The sequence below is a fragment of the Cnuella takakiae genome, assembly GCF_001953305.1.
In the GTDB taxonomy this organism is placed as follows: Bacteria; Bacteroidota; Bacteroidia; order Chitinophagales; family Chitinophagaceae; genus Flavisolibacter; species Flavisolibacter takakiae.
Map to the genome: position 1 here is coordinate 3,183,317 of NZ_MTFE01000010.1, position 18,379 is coordinate 3,201,695.

At 49.0% G+C, this 18,379-nt stretch carries 16 protein-coding genes; 6 read left to right on the forward strand and 10 right to left on the reverse strand.

Features of this window, described 5'->3' with window-relative positions:
- Nucleotides 1-3: 3 nt before the first annotated feature.
- The 4 genes from BUE76_RS13840 to BUE76_RS13855 all read left to right on the forward strand — a co-directional run bounded on the left by BUE76_RS13840 (nucleotide 4) and on the right by BUE76_RS13855 (nucleotide 3,689).
- On the forward strand, nucleotides 4-525 hold the full coding sequence (locus BUE76_RS13840) for a DUF4199 domain-containing protein (protein ID WP_073047109.1): 522 nt from the start codon (nucleotides 4-6) through the stop codon (nucleotides 523-525).
- On the forward strand, nucleotides 525-1,463 hold the full coding sequence (locus tag BUE76_RS13845) for a glycosyltransferase family 2 protein (RefSeq protein ID WP_073047112.1): 939 nt from the start codon (nucleotides 525-527) through the stop codon (nucleotides 1,461-1,463). The genes BUE76_RS13840 and BUE76_RS13845 overlap by 1 nt, the downstream gene beginning before the upstream one ends.
- Nucleotides 1,460-2,602: a glycosyltransferase gene (locus BUE76_RS13850; protein ID WP_073047115.1), complete on the forward strand. Its 1,143-nt coding sequence runs from the start codon at nucleotides 1,460-1,462 to the stop codon at nucleotides 2,600-2,602. Before BUE76_RS13845 ends, BUE76_RS13850 begins: the two co-directional genes overlap by 4 nt.
- 118 nt (nucleotides 2,603-2,720) lie before the next feature.
- Nucleotides 2,721-3,689, forward strand: a complete 969-nt coding sequence (locus BUE76_RS13855; RefSeq protein WP_073047118.1) for a hypothetical protein — start codon at nucleotides 2,721-2,723, stop codon at nucleotides 3,687-3,689.
- Nucleotides 3,690-3,925: 236 nt separating this feature from the next.
- Here BUE76_RS13855 and lepA read toward each other — a convergent pair whose 3' ends face one another.
- The 10 genes from lepA to BUE76_RS13905 all read right to left on the reverse strand — a co-directional run bounded on the left by lepA (nucleotide 3,926) and on the right by BUE76_RS13905 (nucleotide 15,333).
- On the reverse strand, nucleotides 3,926-5,716 hold the full coding sequence (gene lepA / locus BUE76_RS13860; protein WP_073047120.1) for a translation elongation factor 4: 1,791 nt from the start codon (nucleotides 5,714-5,716) through the stop codon (nucleotides 3,926-3,928).
- A gap of 275 nt (nucleotides 5,717-5,991) precedes the next feature.
- Entirely contained in the window at nucleotides 5,992-7,890 is a 1,899-nt protein-coding gene (locus BUE76_RS13865) for a monovalent cation:proton antiporter-2 (CPA2) family protein (protein WP_073047123.1), read from the reverse strand.
- 3 nt (nucleotides 7,891-7,893) lie between these two features.
- Complete coding sequence (locus BUE76_RS13870) at nucleotides 7,894-8,496, reverse strand: NAD(P)H-dependent oxidoreductase (RefSeq protein WP_073047126.1); 603 nt, start codon at nucleotides 8,494-8,496, stop codon at nucleotides 7,894-7,896.
- A gap of 181 nt (nucleotides 8,497-8,677) precedes the next feature.
- On the reverse strand, nucleotides 8,678-9,049 hold the full coding sequence (locus BUE76_RS13875; protein ID WP_143157444.1) for a hypothetical protein: 372 nt from the start codon (nucleotides 9,047-9,049) through the stop codon (nucleotides 8,678-8,680).
- A 47-nt stretch (nucleotides 9,050-9,096) separates the two neighbouring features.
- The gene (gene tpiA, locus BUE76_RS13880; RefSeq protein ID WP_073047132.1) at nucleotides 9,097-9,861 is read right to left on the reverse strand and encodes a triose-phosphate isomerase; all 765 of its coding nucleotides are present in this window, start codon (nucleotides 9,859-9,861) and stop codon (nucleotides 9,097-9,099) included.
- An 8-nt stretch (nucleotides 9,862-9,869) separates the two neighbouring features.
- Complete coding sequence (locus BUE76_RS13885; RefSeq protein ID WP_073047136.1) at nucleotides 9,870-10,070, reverse strand: DUF4177 domain-containing protein; 201 nt, start codon at nucleotides 10,068-10,070, stop codon at nucleotides 9,870-9,872.
- 32 nt (nucleotides 10,071-10,102) lie between these two features.
- Complete coding sequence (locus tag BUE76_RS13890) at nucleotides 10,103-11,281, reverse strand: putative sugar nucleotidyl transferase (protein WP_073047139.1); 1,179 nt, start codon at nucleotides 11,279-11,281, stop codon at nucleotides 10,103-10,105.
- 213 nt (nucleotides 11,282-11,494) lie between these two features.
- Entirely contained in the window at nucleotides 11,495-11,743 is a 249-nt protein-coding gene (locus BUE76_RS13895) for a type B 50S ribosomal protein L31 (RefSeq protein WP_073047143.1), read from the reverse strand.
- Nucleotides 11,744-11,880: 137 nt separating this feature from the next.
- On the reverse strand, nucleotides 11,881-12,372 hold the full coding sequence (locus tag BUE76_RS13900) for a YajQ family cyclic di-GMP-binding protein (RefSeq protein ID WP_073047145.1): 492 nt from the start codon (nucleotides 12,370-12,372) through the stop codon (nucleotides 11,881-11,883).
- A gap of 501 nt (nucleotides 12,373-12,873) precedes the next feature.
- Nucleotides 12,874-15,333 (reverse strand): outer membrane beta-barrel family protein, encoded by a 2,460-nt coding sequence (locus BUE76_RS13905; protein ID WP_073047148.1) that lies wholly within the window; start codon nucleotides 15,331-15,333, stop codon nucleotides 12,874-12,876.
- A gap of 259 nt (nucleotides 15,334-15,592) precedes the next feature.
- On the opposite strand from BUE76_RS13905, the gene BUE76_RS13910 reads away from it, so the two are divergent.
- Nucleotides 15,593-16,609 carry a threonine aldolase family protein gene (locus BUE76_RS13910; protein WP_073047151.1) on the forward strand — a complete coding sequence of 339 codons (1,017 nt, stop codon included), beginning with the start codon at nucleotides 15,593-15,595 and terminating at the stop codon, nucleotides 16,607-16,609.
- Nucleotides 16,610-16,632: 23 nt separating this feature from the next.
- Complete coding sequence (pgi, locus tag BUE76_RS13915; RefSeq protein WP_073047154.1) at nucleotides 16,633-18,282, forward strand: glucose-6-phosphate isomerase; 1,650 nt, start codon at nucleotides 16,633-16,635, stop codon at nucleotides 18,280-18,282.
- The last annotated feature ends 97 nt before the right edge of the window (nucleotides 18,283-18,379 follow it).

The following is an 18,379-nucleotide window of genomic DNA, read 5'->3' on the forward strand; positions in this document are numbered from 1 at the left end:
TTCATGCAAGAACAAAAACCAATTACCCATGTTCAGGGAGGATTGATCATCGCAGGTATCCTGGTGGTGGCATCTACCATTATCCAGTTCATGAATTTGTCCAATAACCCCGGTGCAGGGCTCATCCAACCGGTGGTAATTATCCTTGGCCTGCTCCTGCTGATACGCGCTTATGGCAAAGCCAACAACTACACCCTGAGTTTTGGAAACCTCTTTGCCTATGGTTTTAAATCAACGGCTGTATTTACGATTATCTCCATTGCTTTTTCGGTGATCTTCCTGCTGCTTTTTCCCGACCTGAAGGAAAAGAGTTTTGAAATGGCCCGCCAGCAGATGGAGGACAATCCCAAACTCACCGAAGAGCAGATCGACCAGGCTATTGAAATTTCCAGAAAGTTCTTTTGGGTAGGCATTGTGGGTGGTTCCATGATCTTCATGATCATCCTGGGTGCCATTGGTTCCCTGATTGGCGCTGCCGCAACAAAAAAGCAACCCAACAATCCTTTTATCCAAGAAACGCACTAATGGATTTATCAATCGTCGTTCCGCTTTTCAACGAAGAAGAGTCGCTGCCCGAACTTTGTGCCTGGATACGCCGTGTGTGTGCCCACCAGTATAGCTATGAAGTGATCCTGGTGGATGATGGCAGTACCGATGACTCGTGGGAAGTGGTGCAACGCCTGCGTGTTGAAGACGCTGCCGTAAAAGGCATCCGTTTCCAGCGCAATTATGGCAAATCGGCTGCCCTCAATGAGGGCTTCAAGGCTGCACAGGGCGATGTGGTGATTACCATGGACGCCGACCTGCAGGACTCGCCTGATGAAATACCCGCGCTGTACTACATGATCATGGTGGAGCGCTACGACCTCGTGAGTGGCTGGAAGAAGAAGCGTTACGATAATACCCTGACGAAAAATATCCCTTCCAAATTCTTCAATGCAGTTACCCGCAAGGTTTCTAAAATACACCTTCATGATTTCAACTGCGGACTGAAGGCTTACCGCAAAAAGGTGGTAAAAAGCATTGAAGTGTATGGCGAAATGCACCGCTATATACCAGTGTTGGCTAAATGGGCGGGCTTCCGGAAAATTGGTGAAAAAGTGGTGGAGCACCGTGCCCGGAAGTACGGTATAACCAAGTTTGGCTGGGAGCGTTTTGTAAACGGTTTCCTCGACCTGCTTTCCATCACCTTTGTAGGCAAGTTTTCCAAAAGGCCAATGCATTTTTTCGGCCTATGGGGTACCCTGTTTTTCCTGGTTGGTTTTTTCAGCGCACTGTACCTCATCATTGCAAAAATTTTCAATGATGAAGTGTGGGTAACCAACCGACCTGCATTTTACCTGGCACTCACTTCCCTGGTGATTGGAATGCAGCTTTTCCTGGCAGGCTTTATCTCCGAGCTGGTAACCCGTAATGCACCCGGCCGTAATACTTACCTGATTGAAGAAAAGACCGGGTTGTGAGCAAGCGTATTATCATCCTGGGACCTGCGCACCCTTTGCGTGGTGGCATTGCCGCTTTCAACGAAAGGCTGGCAAAAGCCTTCACGGCTGAAGGGCATAGCTGTACCATCGTTTCGTTCAAATACCAGTACCCGGAATTTCTTTTTCCGGGCAAAACACAATACAGCAAAAGCCCGGCACCTGTAGGTGTTGATATAAAGCCACTGGTACATTCGCTCAATCCGCTCAATTGGGTGCGCACGGCACAATGGATTGCTGCACAAAAACCTGATATTATTCTGGTTCGTTTCTGGTTGCCCCTCATGGCGCCTGCCTTGGGAAGTATCTTGAGATTGGCTACCCGCAACAAAAAGACCCGCGTGGTATGCCTGGCTGATAATGTGCTGCCCCACGAAAAGCGTCCGGGAGATGGTCCTTTTACCCGCTACTTGTTTCAAGCCTGTGCTGCTTTTCTGGTGATGAGCGAAAAGGTGCGCAAGGACCTGCTACAGTTCAATACCACCAAGCCGGTAACCCTCCTGCCCCACCCTTTATACGACCATTTTGGCGCACCTGTGGGCAAAAAGGAAGCCCGTGCACATCTTTCTATTCCACCAAGCGACAAGCTGGTCCTGTTTTTTGGCTTTATCAGGAAATACAAGGGGCTTGACCTGCTGTTGGAAGCTATGGCAGATGAACGGGTAAAAGCTGCCGGTATCCGCCTGCTGATTGCCGGTGAGTTTTACGAAGAGGAAGCCCCCTACCGTGAGCAGATCCTACGGCTTCAATTGCAGGAAAGGGTGTTGCTCCACAATGATTTTATTCCTGATGAAGCGGTGAAATATTATTTGTGTGCCGCCGATTGCGTGGTACAACCTTACCGCAACGCTACCCAAAGTGGCGTTACACCACTCGCCTATCATTTTGAAAAGCCGATGGTGGTGACCAATGTAGGGGGGCTGCCCGACCTTGTGCCCCATGAAAAGGTTGGGTTGGTGACAGCACCTGAACCAAAGGCAATTGCTGATGGCTTGCTTCGGTTTTATGCGTTGGGTGCTGATCATTTTGCTCCTTTTATCAAAGAGGAAAAGCAAAAGTATTCCTGGGAGCGGATGGTACAGGCTATCATAGACTTGGCTGCAGTTTCCGTAAAAAGCTAGTTTTCCAGGGTAGCTGCGCTTCCTCGCCTTAACCCTACACTGGTGTACTAATCGGTGCCGCTAATCTTAGGATAACCTTTGAACATAATATCCCAACTTCGTTATCCGTTTCAAGCCTATGATCCGCAAACTCCTTTTTATATTCAGTTTTTTTGCTGCCGCTTTGCAGGTGGAGGCACAGCCAGCTTTGTCGGCCCAACAAAGGCAGGTGCTTCGTGCTAAAGAAGACAGCCTGAAAACCCTTGCCAAAAGCCTGATCGTTGACTCGCTCACTGCTGGCCGGATGCGTAACGACAGCCTTTTTGTCCGGACCCTTATCCGGAGCCTGCAGGTTAAGCATTCATTTTTCTATCCTTTCGATTCCGTGCAGGGTATCGGGAAAGTTTATGCACCGGATAGCAGTTTCCGCATTTTCAGCTGGACCCTTTCTTTTGATGATTTCTATTCGCGTCAGCGGGCAGCCATTCAATTCCGTACTCCCGATGGATCGCTGAAGTTGGTGCCCTTGCGCGACTACTCTGAGTTTACTGAAAAGCCACACGATTCGCTCCGGACTAAAGACAATTGGATTGGTGCGGTGTATTACAACATCATTAAAACAGCGCACAACGGTAAGCCTTATTATACCTTGTTTGGTTTTGACGACAACAATGTACGCTCCAATAAGAAGTGGATTGATGTAATGCACCTCGATGAAAAGGGCATGCCTGTTTTTGGCGGTGCACCATTCAGTTTTGAACGCGACAGTGCCAAGCGGGCGCCCCAGCAACGGTACAGCATTGAATACAAAAAAGAAGCAAGCGCATTGGTGAACTACGACCCCGACCTGAATGTCATCCTGGTAGATCACCTTGTTTCAGAGTCGGAAGAGGATGATAAACCCTACACCTTTATTCCGGATGGCGACTATGAAGGGTTTAAATGGGAAAATGGAAAATGGGTGCACATCAATAAAGTATTTACCGAAAAGCTACTGGATGGGCAGGCACCGGTTCCCGATCCAATCCTTGATGCCGGCGGTAACCGCAACGATGCCAAATTGCAGCAGCAGTCGGAGAAAAATAAGGTAAGGAAAGGGAAGCAGTAACCTGCTTCGTTAATAGATATTGGGTATTGGCGATTAGTGATTGGAGCATAGTGAACGCTTGTTTTAAATGCCTAATTGTAAAAAGCTTATTGTACGCATCTTACTGTTTCCAAAGAGCAACCTCTACTTCGCTATAGTTTTAAAAGGCTAAAACGGTCGAAAACACTGCAACTACCATAAACAACAAAGGCCAGGATCACTCCTGGCCTTTGTTGTTTATGGTATACTAGATAATTCTAATCATCCAACTTCAGTACAGCGAGGAAGGCCTCCTGTGGTACTTCAACGTTACCGATCTGGCGCATCCGCTTCTTACCTTCTTTCTGCTTTTCCAGCAGTTTGCGTTTACGGCTGATATCACCACCATAACATTTGGCGGTAACGTCTTTACGCATGGCGGAAATGTTTTCCCTGGCAACGATCTTGGCGCCAATGGCAGCCTGGATCGCAATCTGGAACTGCTGACGGGGCAACAACTCTTTCAGTTTTTCGCACAGCTTGCGGCCAAATTCATGAGCGCGGCTGCGGTGAATCAACGCACTGAGGGCATCTACCTTTTCGTTGTTCAGCAGGATATCCATCTTCACGATATCTGCATCGCGGTAACCAATGGGGTTATAATCGAAAGAAGCATATCCCCGGGTCTGGCTTTTCAGCTTATCGTAAAAATCAAATACGATTTCAGTGAGTGGCATTTCAAAAATCAACTCAACGCGGCTTGGGGTAAGATAGCTTTGGTTGATCAGAATACCACGTTTACCCAGGCAAAGGGTCATGATATTGCCAATATAATCTGGCTTGGTTATGATCTGGGCCCTGATAAATGGTTCTTCAATGCGGTCTGTCCGCACAGGATCCGGCATTTCGGCAGGGTTGTTTACAATCACCTTTTCGCCCTTAGTGGTATAAGCGATAAAGCTTACGTTGGGTACCGTAGTAATTACGGTTTGGTTGAACTCCCGCTCCAGGCGCTCCTGGATGATTTCCATATGCAGCAATCCAAGGAAACCGCATCGGAAACCAAAGCCAAGTGCCTGGGAAGTTTCCAGTTCGAAAGTGAGGGAAGCATCGTTCAGCTGGAGCTTTTCCATGCAGTCGCGCAGTTCCTCAAATTCATCGGTGTTTACCGGGAAGATACCCGCAAACACCATTGGCTTTACCTCCTGGAAACCTGTGATGGGCTCCTTGGTGGGGTTCAATGCATTGGTGATGGTATCACCTACTTTTACTTCCTTGGCGTTTTTAATACCAGTGATGAGGTAACCTACATCGCCTGCACCTACTTCTTTCTTTACTTCAAGACCAAGTTTCAAAATGCCAATTTCATCAGCATCATACACCTGGCCGGTAGAAACAAATTGTACTTTATCACCTTTACGGAGGGTGCCGTTCAATACACGGAAGTAAACGATAATACCACGGAAAGAATTGAAAACCGAATCAAATACCAGGGCCTGCAACGGATCGGTAGGATTGCCTTTCGGGGCAGGAATACGCTCCACAATGGCTTCCAGGATGCCTTCAATGCCCAGGCCGGTACGGCCTGAAGCTAAAAGGATATCTTCGGGTTTGCAACCAATAAGATCGATAATCTGGTCCTTTACCTCTTCAATCATGGCACCGTCCATGTCAATCTTGTTGATTACAGGAATGATCTCCAGATCATTTTCGATGGCCAGGTAAAGGTTTGAAATGGTTTGTGCCTGGATGCCCTGTGCGGCATCTACCAGCAGCAGTGCGCCCTCACAGGCAGCAAGAGCCCGGCTCACTTCATAGCTGAAGTCAACGTGGCCAGGCGTATCAATAAGGTTGAGGGTATATTGTTCCCCCTTGTGGATATGGTTGATCTGGATGGCGTGACTCTTAATGGTGATCCCTTTTTCTCTTTCCAGGTCCATATCGTCAAGCACCTGGTCCATCATCTGCCTTTCGGAAATGGTGTTGGTGGATTGCAACAATCGGTCGGCCAGGGTACTCTTACCATGGTCGATATGGGCAATGATGCAAAAATTCCGGATATGCTTCATGTAGCTGTTTATGCGCTTTTAAGAACGGGCAAAGCTACGAAAATAAGGGGAGTGCCCGCCGCTTGTTTTATAATTAACAGCAGCTTGCCGGACCTGATTTTTTGGTGGCGGAGCTCCGCCTAGCTGAAGAAAAAATAAGGGTAAATGAAAGGCTACTTGTTGGAAGTTTGCAATAGCATTTTGTAAAACAACCTACTTGCAAAACAAAGGTTCCTCTTTCTAACAGTAAGGCTTTTAGCAATCTCTTGTTGTATACCCTTCTTTCGCACTTTCAACTAGGGTTGAACAGTCGCATCTGAAGCACGGTGTGCTGCATCTATCAGGCTTTCTTCATCCCAGCCCCTTTCTATATCCTGCATGTTTTGCACCATATCTGTTTGCAAAAGTTTTTCCAGTTCCTCTATTTTCTCCCGGGCAGAAAGAATGTATTCCTCTTCATCGCGGATGGCAGAAAGTTTACGCAGGTTGGCTTCGTCTTTTTTAAAAAACAAACTGGCGGCACGCTGGGCGGTATAAGCCCTGAACCCAAGGAAGCGCATCGCATCTACACCCACACGAAGGGAAGTATCCATCGTTTCCCGGTAAATGTGGAGCATACCTGCATTCATCAGGTCGTAGGCATCGTAGCGATTGCTGGCCCTTACCAGCATCCGGAGGTTGGGAAAATGCTTTTTGATTGTTTCAATCAGTTCGAGCCTTTTTTCGGAAGGCTCCAGGCAGATGATGATCAATTTTGCACTTTCGGCACCGGCAGCAGCCAGCAATTCATGACGCGACGCATCGCCGTAGTATACTTTAAAACCCATACGGCGCAGCAACTCCACCCGGTCAGCATCGTTGTCGAGGATGGTCAGGCCAATTTTGTGTGCCCTTAAAAAGCGTCCAACGGTATTCCCAAAATGTCCGAAGCCTGCAATGATCACCTGGTTGTGTTCATCGATGGCATCATCCTGCTGCCTGGCAGATGCATTTGCTGGTTGCAGTCTTTTTGCAAGCAGGTGCTCATGAACCAAAAGCGCCAAAGGCGTTAGTGCCATGCTTAGTGCTACAACAGCTACCATCAGGCTGGTGAGTTCCTGCGGCAAGATGCCATGCTGGTTGGTAAAAGTGAGCAGCACAAAAGCAAACTCACCTACCTGGCTAAGGCCAAAAGCAAAAAGGAACCGGTCGTTCAGGGATAGTTTTGCACTGCGGCCAAGCAGGTATAACACCACCGCTTTTGCTGCCATTACGCCCAGCACCAGCCCGCCAATAATAAGGGGTTGTGCTGCCACGAGCGTAAAATTGATAGAAGCACCAACGGCTATAAAGAATAGCCCCAATAACAAACCCTTGAAGGGCTCCAGGTCACTTTCCAGTTCGTGGCGGTATTCACTGTTGGCCAAAACAACACCGGCCAGGAACGTGCCCAGTGCCGGGCTCAATCCTACCTGCATCATCAATACTGCAATGCCAATTACCAGCAACAAAGCCGTGGCGGTAAATACTTCCCGCTGTCTTGTTTTGGCTACCAGCCGCAATAAGGGGCGCACCACAAAGCGACCTGCACCAATAATCAGGGCAACAGACCCTAAAACCACAAGGGTTTGGAGCCATGCCGGTAATCCATCTACAAGGGTGCTGTGTTCATCGCCGGTAGCGTCACCCAGCGGGAGGTTTTGTAAAAGCGGGAACAATGCCAGCATTGGAATGACTGCGATATCCTGGAAGAGCAAAACCGAAAAAGAATGCCTGCCAACAGGTTGTTGCATCAGCCCTTTTTCCTGTAAGGTTTGCAAGACAATGGCCGTAGAGGAAAGCGAAAGTATCAGGCCCAAAGCAACAGCTTGCTGCCAGGGCAAACCCAAACCAAAACTGATACCTGCGATGATTACTGCGGATAGCAAAACCTGCAAACCACCAAGGCCAATGATGGATTTGCGCAACCGCCACAGCAAAGCGGGTTCCAGCTCCAGGCCTATAAGGAACAACATCATCACCACGCCAAATTCGGCTGCGTGCATGATATCGCCGCTATCATTGTGGATCAATCCCAATACTGCCGGACCGATGATAATACCTGCCAGCAGGTAACCCAGTACCGATCCCAAACCCAAACGTTTGGCAATAGGAACCATGATTACTGCAGCAGCCAGGAAAATCATTGCCTGGGTTAAAAATGTTTGTTGGTCCATGGCTTAGTGGGTTAAGATGCCTGAAGAGGTTAACTGGTCGTTCAGCAGTTCGGCACCGGGGTCGGTTGGTGCATTTCCTGCAGTGAGCAGGATCAATGCCTGCCGGTACAGTGCAGCAAAGGTTTCGAGATCCTGTTGCTCCATCCTGTGGGTACCGGGTACAACGAAGGGCGGCAGGTAATCCATTTTGCAAAGCCGCACGCTTTGCTCAAATGGGGCCAGGAACTGCCGGTAGGTAAACCTGTTTCGTCCTTCCGGCGCATATACATGCCTGGGACCTCCGCTTGAAATGATGTTCAGTGCTTTTTTCCCTTCCAGCATCCTGCCTTCACTGCCATAGGCCCAGCCATGCTCCAGCACCAGGTCCATCCATTGTTTGATGATGGCTGGTGCGCTGTACCAGTAAAAGGGATGTTGGAAAGCGATAATGTCGTGGGAAAGCAGCAATTGCTGTTCGGTTGCAATGTCAATATTGAAGTCGGGATAGGCTTCGTACAGGTCATGAAAGGTGACTTGTGGGATGCTTTTCAATTCCCTGATCAGTCTTTTGTGTATGCGCGATTTTTCCAGCGCAGGGTGTGCAAACAGGAGCAGTAAACGGGGCATTGGTATTCGTTGGTTCAGGGTACAAGTTATAAGGTTTTAGTAAAATGGGTAAAGAGCGATGGAAGCGGTTGCACAAAAGAGGTAAGGTGCAGGGGTGGTTTATGTTACCGTTTAAAGAGCAGTAAGTCCTTTTGATTGCGGGCTTTTACAACGTACTTGCCAAAGCAATTACTAATGCTGATTACCCTTGCTGTATACGTACGGTAAGAAATTGGCTGCGCCTAAAGTAGTACTGGTACAAACCGTACAACAGGGGCATCAGGGTAATTACCCTTGCCCACAGCCAACCGGAAAAAAGTGCGGTGCAGTAAAAAAGGATGGTAGATAAAAGCCCAATGAGGAGTTGTTCATTGTCGATGCGGCAACCCACATACAGCCTGCAAACTTTTCCTGCAGGTAACGGAACCTCCAGTCGGGGTGTTATGTGAAATCCATCCGTGACCACGAGGGTAAGTACCTGCTGGTGGGAAGGAATATACAATGCTTCCTGTTGAAGCAGGGGATATATGGATCTTTCATTGATCACCACCCGGAGGTCCAGGAAACGCAACAAGGCCTGGCTGCTCCGGGTTATGATCAGGTGGTATGTAACCGGTGTACTTATTTTTTCAAGGCTTGGATGATGGCGGTGAATTCCGCTGCCTGCAGCGAAGCGCCGCCTACCAGGCCACCGTCAACATCGGGTGAAGCAAAAATTTCAACGGCATTGGCGGCCTTTACACTACCACCATACAGGATACTGATGCCATCGGCTACATCGGCACCAAACTTATCGGCCAGTACCTTGCGGAGGTGTTGCTGCATATCCTGAGCCTGCTGGGTGCTGGCGGTTTTGCCGGTACCGATCGCCCAAATGGGTTCGTAAGCAATCACCACTTTGCTTACCTGTTCGACAGTCAGGTGAAAAAGCGACTCTTCCAGTTGCTGTTGCACAAATGCATTCTGGGTTTCAGCCTCGCGGATGGGCAGGGGCTCGCCACAGCAAAAAATCGGGGTTACACCTGCAGCCAGGCAGAGGTCTACTTTTGTGGCCAGCACGGCATTCGATTCATTATAATACTCGCGGCGCTCGCTGTGACCGATAACGATATGCCCGATACCGATCGACTGCAATTGTTCAACAGAAGTTTCACCGGTATAGGCACCGCTTTTTTTGTCCGAACAGTTTTGTGCTGCAACGAAATAATTGGTTTTGCCGGCTACTTTCTCCTTAGCCATGGCCAGGTAAGGAAAGGGAACGGCAAAGATCACTTCCTGGTTGGGCGCCAATTCAATTTGTTGGGCCAACAGTTCGTCCAGCAAGCCTGCTGCCTGCTGGTAAGAGAGGTTCATTTTCCAATTTGCCGCGGCAATTTGTTTTCTCATAAAAGGTGTCAATTATTGATGGGTCGTTTTAAAATAAGGATGATGCCCCGGGATGCGCCTTCGTACATATTTGTATCCGTACTGCTAACCAACTCCCAGCCATCGGCTCCCAGCGTGTTGAGCTTATCGGCCAGTTCCTGGTAGTTGATCTTACCGCCAAAAAAACCTTTGGCGGGTACATCCAGCACTTTGTATTCGAAGCGGGTCATGAAGCTTGGTTATGGTTTGAAAATCCCGAATTTCAGTAGTGGTCAAAGATATGCTTCAGGATGATTTTTTCATTTTCAGCAATGGCGCCTCCTTTAAGGGCTTTCCAGTTGGCAATATCTTCCAATGCTTTATCATAACGGTAGCGTTCGATACCGTCGGTGCCCCAACTGAATGAAGGAATAAATTTAGGCGTCAGTCCCTGTCCAAATACATTGGCTGAAACACCGATTACCGTTCCGGTATTGATAGCGGTGTTGATGGCTGTGCGGGAGTAGTCGCCCATGATCACGCCACATTTAAGGCCAACGGTCTGCTCGCCTTTTGGGGTCCATACCTGTACGCAGGATGCATTATTCTTCAGGTTGGAATTGGTAGTGCCCGCACCCAGGTTGCACCACGCTCCTATTACCGAATCGCCCAGGTAACCATCATGGGCCTTATTGCTGTTGGCAAACAAAATGCTGTTTTTTATTTCGCCGCCAGCGGTGCAGGACGGGCCAATGGTAGTGGCGCCGTAAATTTTGGTGCCCATTTTCACCACGGCGTTTTCGCCAATGGAAAGGGGGCCGCGAAGCAGGCATCCTTCCATTACCAGGGCGTTTTTCCCAATGTAAACAGGACCGTCCTCGCAGTTGATAATGGCATGTTTAACCAACGCTCCTTTTTCTATAAATAAACCGGCAGCTCCGCTTACCGTACTGGTTTTATCCAGGCTGGCAGATTGCCTGTTTTTAGTCAGCAGCCGGTAGTCCAATCCAATAGCAAATGCATTGAGTTGAAAGATGTCCCAGGGATAGCAGATCTCCCGTACTTCCTCGTCCAGTTCCAGCACTTTGGACACTTTGATTTTGTTGGCATCCACAATTTCGGAGCGCGAAATGCAATAGGCTACGCTTTCCTTTCCGCCCGCCGAAATGCACTCACCAGGTTTTAGTTTCTTCACCAGTTTCACCAGCCCGGGTGTTGGCAGAATATTCCCATGCAGGAGGTACACGATGTCCTTCCCTATTTGCTGGTCCAGTACCATGGAACGATCCAGGTCTTTATAATCTTCTTCAAATTTATCGAAGGAAGGGAGCCCCAGTGCCAGTTCCCACTTCTCGCGAATGGTTAATATACCCACCCTGATATCCTGCACCTGGCGGGTGAGGGTAAAAGGAAAAAGGTTTTCGGGCTGGCAGAATTCTTCGGTAAAGACGATCTTTTTCATATCCTGGCTGGTGCTGGCAAATGGGTTAATACAGGTTGTTTAGCTGGGCTAAAAACGAAAAAGTTGTTGTTGCTTGCCTGCTTCTTGGCAGGCCCTGGTGCGCCAGTCTCTCTTTGGCTTTTTGCCCGGTGGGAAGTTAGCCCATCGCCTGCAACTGGCAGGCATAAAAAAATCCCGCACAGGGCGGGATTACTATAATCAAGGCAGGTAGCCTTATTTCTTCGCGTATTTCTTGTTGAACTTGTCGATACGACCAGCGGTATCCACCAGTACGTTCTTACCAGTGAAGAAGGGGTGCGACTGGCTGGAAATTTCCAATTTGATAACGGGGTATTCGTTACCGTCTTCCCACTGAATGGTTTCTTTAGAATGGGCAGTGCTCTTGCTCAGGAAAGCATAGCCATTACTCATGTCTTTGAAAACTACGTAACGGTAGCTTGAAGGATGCAAATCTTTTTTCATGTTGTATTTGTTTGGGAGCATGCCAAATATCCCTGCTGGACACCCTACATACTCGATTATCTTTTGGCCGCAAGGTAAAATTGCGAAGCCGCAAAGTTAAGGCGCACCACCTATGCCACCAAAAGCTTTTTTGTTAATCAACTCCGCATATTCACGTACTGAAGGGGCAGGTCCAGGTTGGCGCCACGACACAGTTGAATAACTGCCTGTAGGTCGTCGATTTTCTTTGCGGTAACCCGAACGGTATCATCCATAATAGCTGCCTGCACCTTCATGCCGCTGTCCTTGATCAGCTTTACAATTTTTTTTGCGTCTTCCTGCTTAAGTCCATTGCGTACAGGCACTTCCTTTTTAACCGTTTTGCCGCTGGTATAGGCATCTTTTGAAGTGTCCAAAGCTGCGGCATCAATACCCTGCTTCATGGTGCGGCTGATGAGTACATCGATGATTTGACCGATCTGCATCTCGCTGCCGCTTTCCACGTCGATTTTCGAATCCTTTTTGTTCAGCTCCAGTACCACATGGGCGTCTTTAAAATCAAAGCGGTTGGTGATTTCCTTTCGGGTAACATTTACAGCGTTGTCCAGCAGCTGCAAATCAGCTTTGCTAACGATATCGAAGGATGGCATAATTTGAAAATTTCAGGTTGCAGAATTACAACATTTTACACGTTTGCAAAAGAATTAAAGCAGTAGGCCTTATTGGTTCTGGTCAATCTTTGGGCGTAAAATGGGAACAAACGCAGCGTTCGCGGTATGGGCAATTACCGGTTTGATATAGTGCTGAAAATAAAGAAGCCCCAGTAGAGACCGGGGCCGAAGTTCACATGAGAAAAACACAAAATTTTTGAAAAAGTACAAACAAATTCGGGTTGTGCAAATATTTCGTGCAATTATTTTCTGTATTTCTTGAATTTTATTCGAATTCTTGGTATTTCAAAAAATATCCTACAAGCTCGTGTAGATGGTACATGGAAGGTAAAACTTAACTGGCCCGGAAACAAGCGTAGTACTACCAATGGTTATAAGATGCTTTAAATGGTAGGAATACTATTTGGCTCCCGTAAAACATGCATTTAAGCCAAGGGGCACCAGCGGCCTGGTACCCCTTGGGTGATGTTTGGGTTCCTTTTAATTGCCCGAACCTACCCGCTCGGCTTCGTCGCTTGAGCTGCCGGTGCGGCGTTTGGGCGCTCCGCCATTGAGTTTGCCCTTGGTAAACCGGTAGGTGAAGCTCAGGTTTACAACCCTGCTGTCGCGGTATTCCTGGAAAGCAGCGTCCACATTGCCATAGCGGGTAATGGCTTTGAACTTCTGGGTGTACAGCACATCGCGAACGTTCAGGCGAACACTGCCCTTGTTTTTCATTACCTGCTTGCCTACACCAAAGTTCAGCACACCTACAGGTTTGGTGAGGATCACACCCTCCAGGCCACGGGTGCGATAAAAGCCACTCAGTTCAGCACTCCATGTTTTGCTCAACTTAAACTGCTGCGAACCGTTGAGCATGATCATCCTGGCTTTTACCACCACATTCGATCCGTCTACAATTCCTTCAAAGCGATTGTCGCTGGCGTTTACATACAGGCTGCTGGTCCACCACTTGCGGATGGGCACCTGGGCGCTTACCGAAATACCCATTTGGCGTGCATCGGCGATATTGGCCTGTTTTACAAAAGTTTCCTTGGCTTCTACATTTTGCTCGATCACCTGCTGAATGATATCCGATGTGCGGGTGTAGTTGAACGTTGTGGTCAGAAACTGGCGGTAGGTATGGCTCAGTTCAATATTGTGGCTGAACTGGGGTTTCAGGTTGGGATTGCCCTGTTGGAAGGTATACCGGTCAATGTATTCCATAAAAGGATTCAGGCTTTCGTAGTTGGGTCGGCGGATTCGGCGGCCATAGTTCAGCCCGAAATTGTGCTTTTCGCTGGCGGCGTATTGTACAAATGCGGTGGGAAACAGGCTTACATAATCGCGGGTAAACGATTCGCCCGTTGTGCGCTGCCTGCCGGTGGCACTGGTATGTTCGGCACGCAAGCCCAGTTGGCCATTCCATTTTTTGCTGATGGGACCACTCAGGTTTACATAAGCAGCATTGATGTTTTCGCGGTAAACAAAATGGTTGCTCCGGCCTGCATCGTACACACGGGTGCCATTGTTCATGGTATCAAATCGGGCATTGTTGTCGGTACGTACGATACTTGTTTTTAAGCCTGCTTCAAAACGGGCACCTTTTTTCAGGGGCTGCAGGTAGTCGGCTTTGGCGGTATAGATATCGATATCCTGGGGCAGGTAGGTATAAAGGGTATCACCTTTCCGGATGGGGATACCAAAGGCATTGCCATAAGCGTTGAACAGTGCCTGGTTGTCGCGGTTTTTATAGGTAAGATAATCGGCGTCAAAGGTCAGCTCGCGGCCGGTGCTGTCAAACTGGTGGCGCAGGTTCAGGTTGGTGGTCAGGTTGCGGAAGGTGCTGGAACCGGTGCTATGCGAGCGGGTGATTTCCTGCAGCTTGCCCAATCCATCGGAAATATGCGAGGTGGTATTGCTATACCCTTCCCCAGGGTTGGACATCCCGCCGATTACAGCACCGATGGTGGTTTTGGAAGAAAGGGTAATGTCTGCTCCTATCTTGGCATTATAGGAGTTATTGCTGTTGGTGAATTTGGCTTTCTGGTCAAAGTAGTACAGCAGTTCCTTGGAGTTTTCGCTGATCAGGTTGCGTTGGATATCCAGGTTCTGGAAACCCTTCCGGCCATTGTGGCTCAGGTTGGTAAACAGGTTCACCTTGCCCTTGCGGTAGTTCAGGTTCAGGCCTTCATTGTATTTAGGCAGTACGCCCTGACCGTATCCCAGGTTAACCGAACCATTAAACCCAAACTGCTTTAGCTTTTTGGTTTTGATGTTGATGATGCCTGCATTACCGGCGGCGTCAAACTTTGCAGGTGGATTGGTCATGATCTCAACCTGTTCCAGTTGACTGGCATTCATGTTGCGCAGCATATTGGCCAGGTCTGCGGCACCCAGTTGGGTTTGCCGACCATCCACCAGTACCATTACGCCATCTTTTCCTTTCAGGCTGATGTTACCGTCCTTATCAACCGTTACGCCAGGTGCTTTTTCCAGTACTTCCAAAGCATTGTTACCCGCGTTGGTTACCGATGCTTCTACGTTTACTATTGTACGATCGATCTTTTGTTCGATCATTGGCTTGCGGGCAGTAACCGTAACGCCGCTCATGTCCTTGGTGGCTGGCGAAAGCACAAGGGGTTGCAAGGTGTAACGGGCGCCATCTGCCAGTTGAAATGCCTCCGAATATTTTTTGGTAAAACCTGCCGATGTAGCCAGTACCAGGTATTTGCCGGGAGTCAGGTTGTCGAATGCAAATTTGCCCGCAGCATCAGCAACGGTATATTTTACCACCGAAGAGTCCTTGCCTTTCAGCAGGGCAATGGTAGCAGCTTCAATTTTACGCTGGCCCGCATCACCTACGGTACCTTTGATGGTGGCAGGGCCGCCTTGGTTTTGCGCAAAAGCCGGTGATCCAAAGAAGGCGGCAGCTGCAATAAGGGTGAAAAACTTGCTCATATGTGTTGGTATTAGTACTTGTACTTGTTATTTACTTCACAAACATAGGTACTATGCAAAGCTTAGTACATTGTTTTCTAACGAACGGCTTTTGGAAAGGATAAATGGTAAGTGGTTGATTGATGAATGGGACGCAACACCTTAAAAGAGGTTACGGCTACCTGGCTCCTTTGTGGTAAACGGCGGCAGTTAGCCATAAGCGGCAAAAGCCTGTTGAAGCTGGGCGATGCTTCTTTATCTTGCGGCCAAATTTTTGGGAATGTTGATTGATTACCGGTCCGATACTGTTACCCGGCCCACAGCGGGTATGAAGGCAGCCATGGATGCTGCCCCTGTTGGGGATGATGTTTTTGGAGAAGACCCTTCGGTAAATGCCCTGGAGGCACGTTCAGCGGCTATGTTTGGAATGGAAGCCGGCCTCTTCTGCCCTTCCGGCACCATGACCAACCAGATTGCCATCCGGGTGCATACCCGTCCCGGCGATGAAGTGATCTGCGACTGGACCGCACATATATATCAATACGAAGGGGGGGGTATTGCCGCCAATTCAGGTGCGTCGGTCCGGCTTTTACAGGGCGACCGGGGACTGGTAACTGCACAAATGGTGCGCGAAGCCATCAACCCCGACGATGTGCACAAACCCCGCACGGCACTTATCAGCCTCGAAAACACTTCCAACAGGGGCGGCGGGAGTTGCTACAACCTGGAAGATATTGCAGCCATCAGGCAGGTGGCCGATGACAATGGTTTGCCCCTGCACCTGGATGGCGCCCGCCTTTTTAATGCCCTCATTGCAAAAAGCCAAAGCCCCTCGGAAATGGGTGCCCAGTTTCACACCATATCCGTTTGCCTCAGCAAAGGTTTGGGCGCACCGGTTGGCAGTGTGCTGTTGGGCCCCAAAGATTTCATCCATAAAGCACGCAGGGTGCGTAAACTATTTGGTGGCGGTATGCGCCAGGCCGGTTCTATTGCCGCTGCCGCAAGCTATGCCCTCGACCACCATATTGAAAGGCTGGCAGAAGATCATCACCATGCCTCCCTGTTGGGCGAAACGCTGGAGCAGCTCCCCTGGGTTTCTAAGGTGCTGCCCGTTGAAACCAATATCCTGATTTTTGAAGTGGCTGCACCGCATACAGCTTCGGGCATTGTAGCTGCACTCAAAGAAAAAGGAATACTGGCCTATGCCATTGCACCCATGCAGGTGCGCCTGGTAACCCACCTGGACATAAGTGAAGCCATGGTTAACCAAACCATCAGTATCTTCAAGGCCCTTTAAGCAATAAAGCAAACAAGCAACTAATGTTTCCACGCACCAATCCCACCAACACTGCGGCCTGGCAGGCTTTGCAGGCACATGCAGGGCAAATGAAAGCAGTTCAAATGAAAGAACTGTTTGCCCAGGATCCCCAACGTTTTGAACAATTCAGTTTCCGTTTTGAAGACATCCTGGCTGATTTCTCCAAAAACCGCATCAACCAGGAAACCCTGGACCACCTGGTGGCACTGGCCCATGAGTGCGGTTTAAAGGAAGGCATTGCTGCCCTTTTTGATGGTGATTTCATTAATGAAACCGAAGGCCGTTCTGTATTGCATGTGGCACTCCGCAACTTCAGCGGCCAGCCCATGTACTCGGCAGGTGAAGACGTGATGCCCCAGGTGCAGGCAGTATTGCAGCAAATGAAAGGATTTTGCGAGCAGGTGCACAGTGGTGCATGGAAAGGATTTACGGGTAAACCCATCCGTTATATTGTAAACATTGGCATTGGCGGTTCCGATCTGGGTCCCCTGATGGTTACAGAAGCCTTGAAACCTTACTGGGTAGCAGGCATCACGCCTTATTTTGTTTCCAACGTAGATGCCACACATATCGAAGAAACCCTGAAAAAGGTAAATGCCGAAGAAACCCTATTCCTTGTGGCTTCCAAAACATTTACTACGCAGGAAACCATGACCAATGCCCTCACGGCCCGCGACTGGTTCCTCCAATCGGCTGGCGATGCAGCGCATGTAGCCAAACATTTTGTGGCACTCAGCACCAACGAAAAAGAAGTGACGAAATTTGGTATCGACAAGGCCAATATGTTCCAGTTCTGGGACTGGGTTGGTGGTCGCTACTCGCTGTGGAGTGCTATAGGATTGAGCATTGCGCTTACCATAGGTTATGAAAACTTTGAAGGTCTGCTCAAAGGTGCACACGCTTCCGACCTCCATTTCCGCAACACGGCTTTTGCAGAAAACCTGCCGGTACTGATGGCGTTAATCGGCATCTGGTATGTTAATTTCTTTGGTGCCCAAAGCGAAGCCATTCTCCCTTATGACCAGTACCTGCATCGTTTTGCCGCCTACTTCCAGCAGGGAAATATGGAAAGTAATGGCAAGAGTGTTGACCGCAATGGTGAGCCTGTTGATTACGCTACCGGGCCTGTTATCTGGGGCGAACCCGGCACAAACGGTCAGCATGCTTTCTACCAACTGATTCACCAGGGTACGGTACTCATACCTTGCGATTTCATTGCGCCTGCGCAAAGCCACAATCCCACAGGCGACCATCATGCGAAGCTGTTGTCCAACTTTTTTGCACAAACCGAGGCCCTGATGAATGGCAAGGGTGAAGAAGAAGTAGAGCAGGAATTGCTGGCACAAGGCAAGAGTGCTGAAGATGTGGCCAAGCTGGCTCCCTTCAAAATCTTTGAAGGCAACCGTCCTACCAACAGCTTCCTGATTAAAAAGATCACACCTTATACTCTTGGTCAATTGATTGCCTTGTACGAGCACAAGATCTTTGTTCAGGGTGTTATCTGGAATATCTACAGCTTCGACCAGTGGGGTGTGGAACTGGGCAAGCAACTGGCAACCAAGATCCTGCCCGAGTTGGTTACGGAAGACACCATCAACTCCCATGACGCTTCTACCAACGGCCTGATCAATGCCTATAAAGCCATGCGCTAAATTGCATCACCTCTAAATGGAGCATGGCGGCCGGTACTTACCAGCCGCCATGCCTTTAAAGTACAGCGCATAAAAAAAGCTTCCGTGAGGGAAGCTT

Coding starts and splice junctions, on each gene's coding strand:
- BUE76_RS13840 (WP_073047109.1), top strand. CDS start 4: ATGCAAGAACAAAAACCAATTACCCATGTTCAGGGAGGATTGATCATC.
- BUE76_RS13845 (WP_073047112.1), top strand. CDS start 525: ATGGATTTATCAATCGTCGTTCCGCTTTTCAACGAAGAAGAGTCGCTG.
- BUE76_RS13855 (WP_073047118.1), top strand. CDS start 2,721: ATGATCCGCAAACTCCTTTTTATATTCAGTTTTTTTGCTGCCGCTTTG.
- lepA (WP_073047120.1), bottom strand. CDS start 5,716: ATGAAGCATATCCGGAATTTTTGCATCATTGCCCATATCGACCATGGT.
- BUE76_RS13865 (WP_073047123.1), bottom strand. CDS start 7,890: ATGGACCAACAAACATTTTTAACCCAGGCAATGATTTTCCTGGCTGCT.
- BUE76_RS13870 (WP_073047126.1), bottom strand. CDS start 8,496: ATGCCCCGTTTACTGCTCCTGTTTGCACACCCTGCGCTGGAAAAATCG.
- tpiA (WP_073047132.1), bottom strand. CDS start 9,861: ATGAGAAAACAAATTGCCGCGGCAAATTGGAAAATGAACCTCTCTTAC.
- BUE76_RS13885 (WP_073047136.1), bottom strand. CDS start 10,070: ATGACCCGCTTCGAATACAAAGTGCTGGATGTACCCGCCAAAGGTTTT.
- BUE76_RS13890 (WP_073047139.1), bottom strand. CDS start 11,281: ATGAAAAAGATCGTCTTTACCGAAGAATTCTGCCAGCCCGAAAACCTT.
- BUE76_RS13895 (WP_073047143.1), bottom strand. CDS start 11,743: ATGAAAAAAGATTTGCATCCTTCAAGCTACCGTTACGTAGTTTTCAAA.
- BUE76_RS13900 (WP_073047145.1), bottom strand. CDS start 12,372: ATGCCATCCTTCGATATCGTTAGCAAAGCTGATTTGCAGCTGCTGGAC.
- BUE76_RS13905 (WP_073047148.1), bottom strand. CDS start 15,333: ATGAGCAAGTTTTTCACCCTTATTGCAGCTGCCGCCTTCTTTGGATCA.
- BUE76_RS13910 (WP_073047151.1), top strand. CDS start 15,593: ATGTTGATTGATTACCGGTCCGATACTGTTACCCGGCCCACAGCGGGT.
- pgi (WP_073047154.1), top strand. CDS start 16,633: ATGTTTCCACGCACCAATCCCACCAACACTGCGGCCTGGCAGGCTTTG.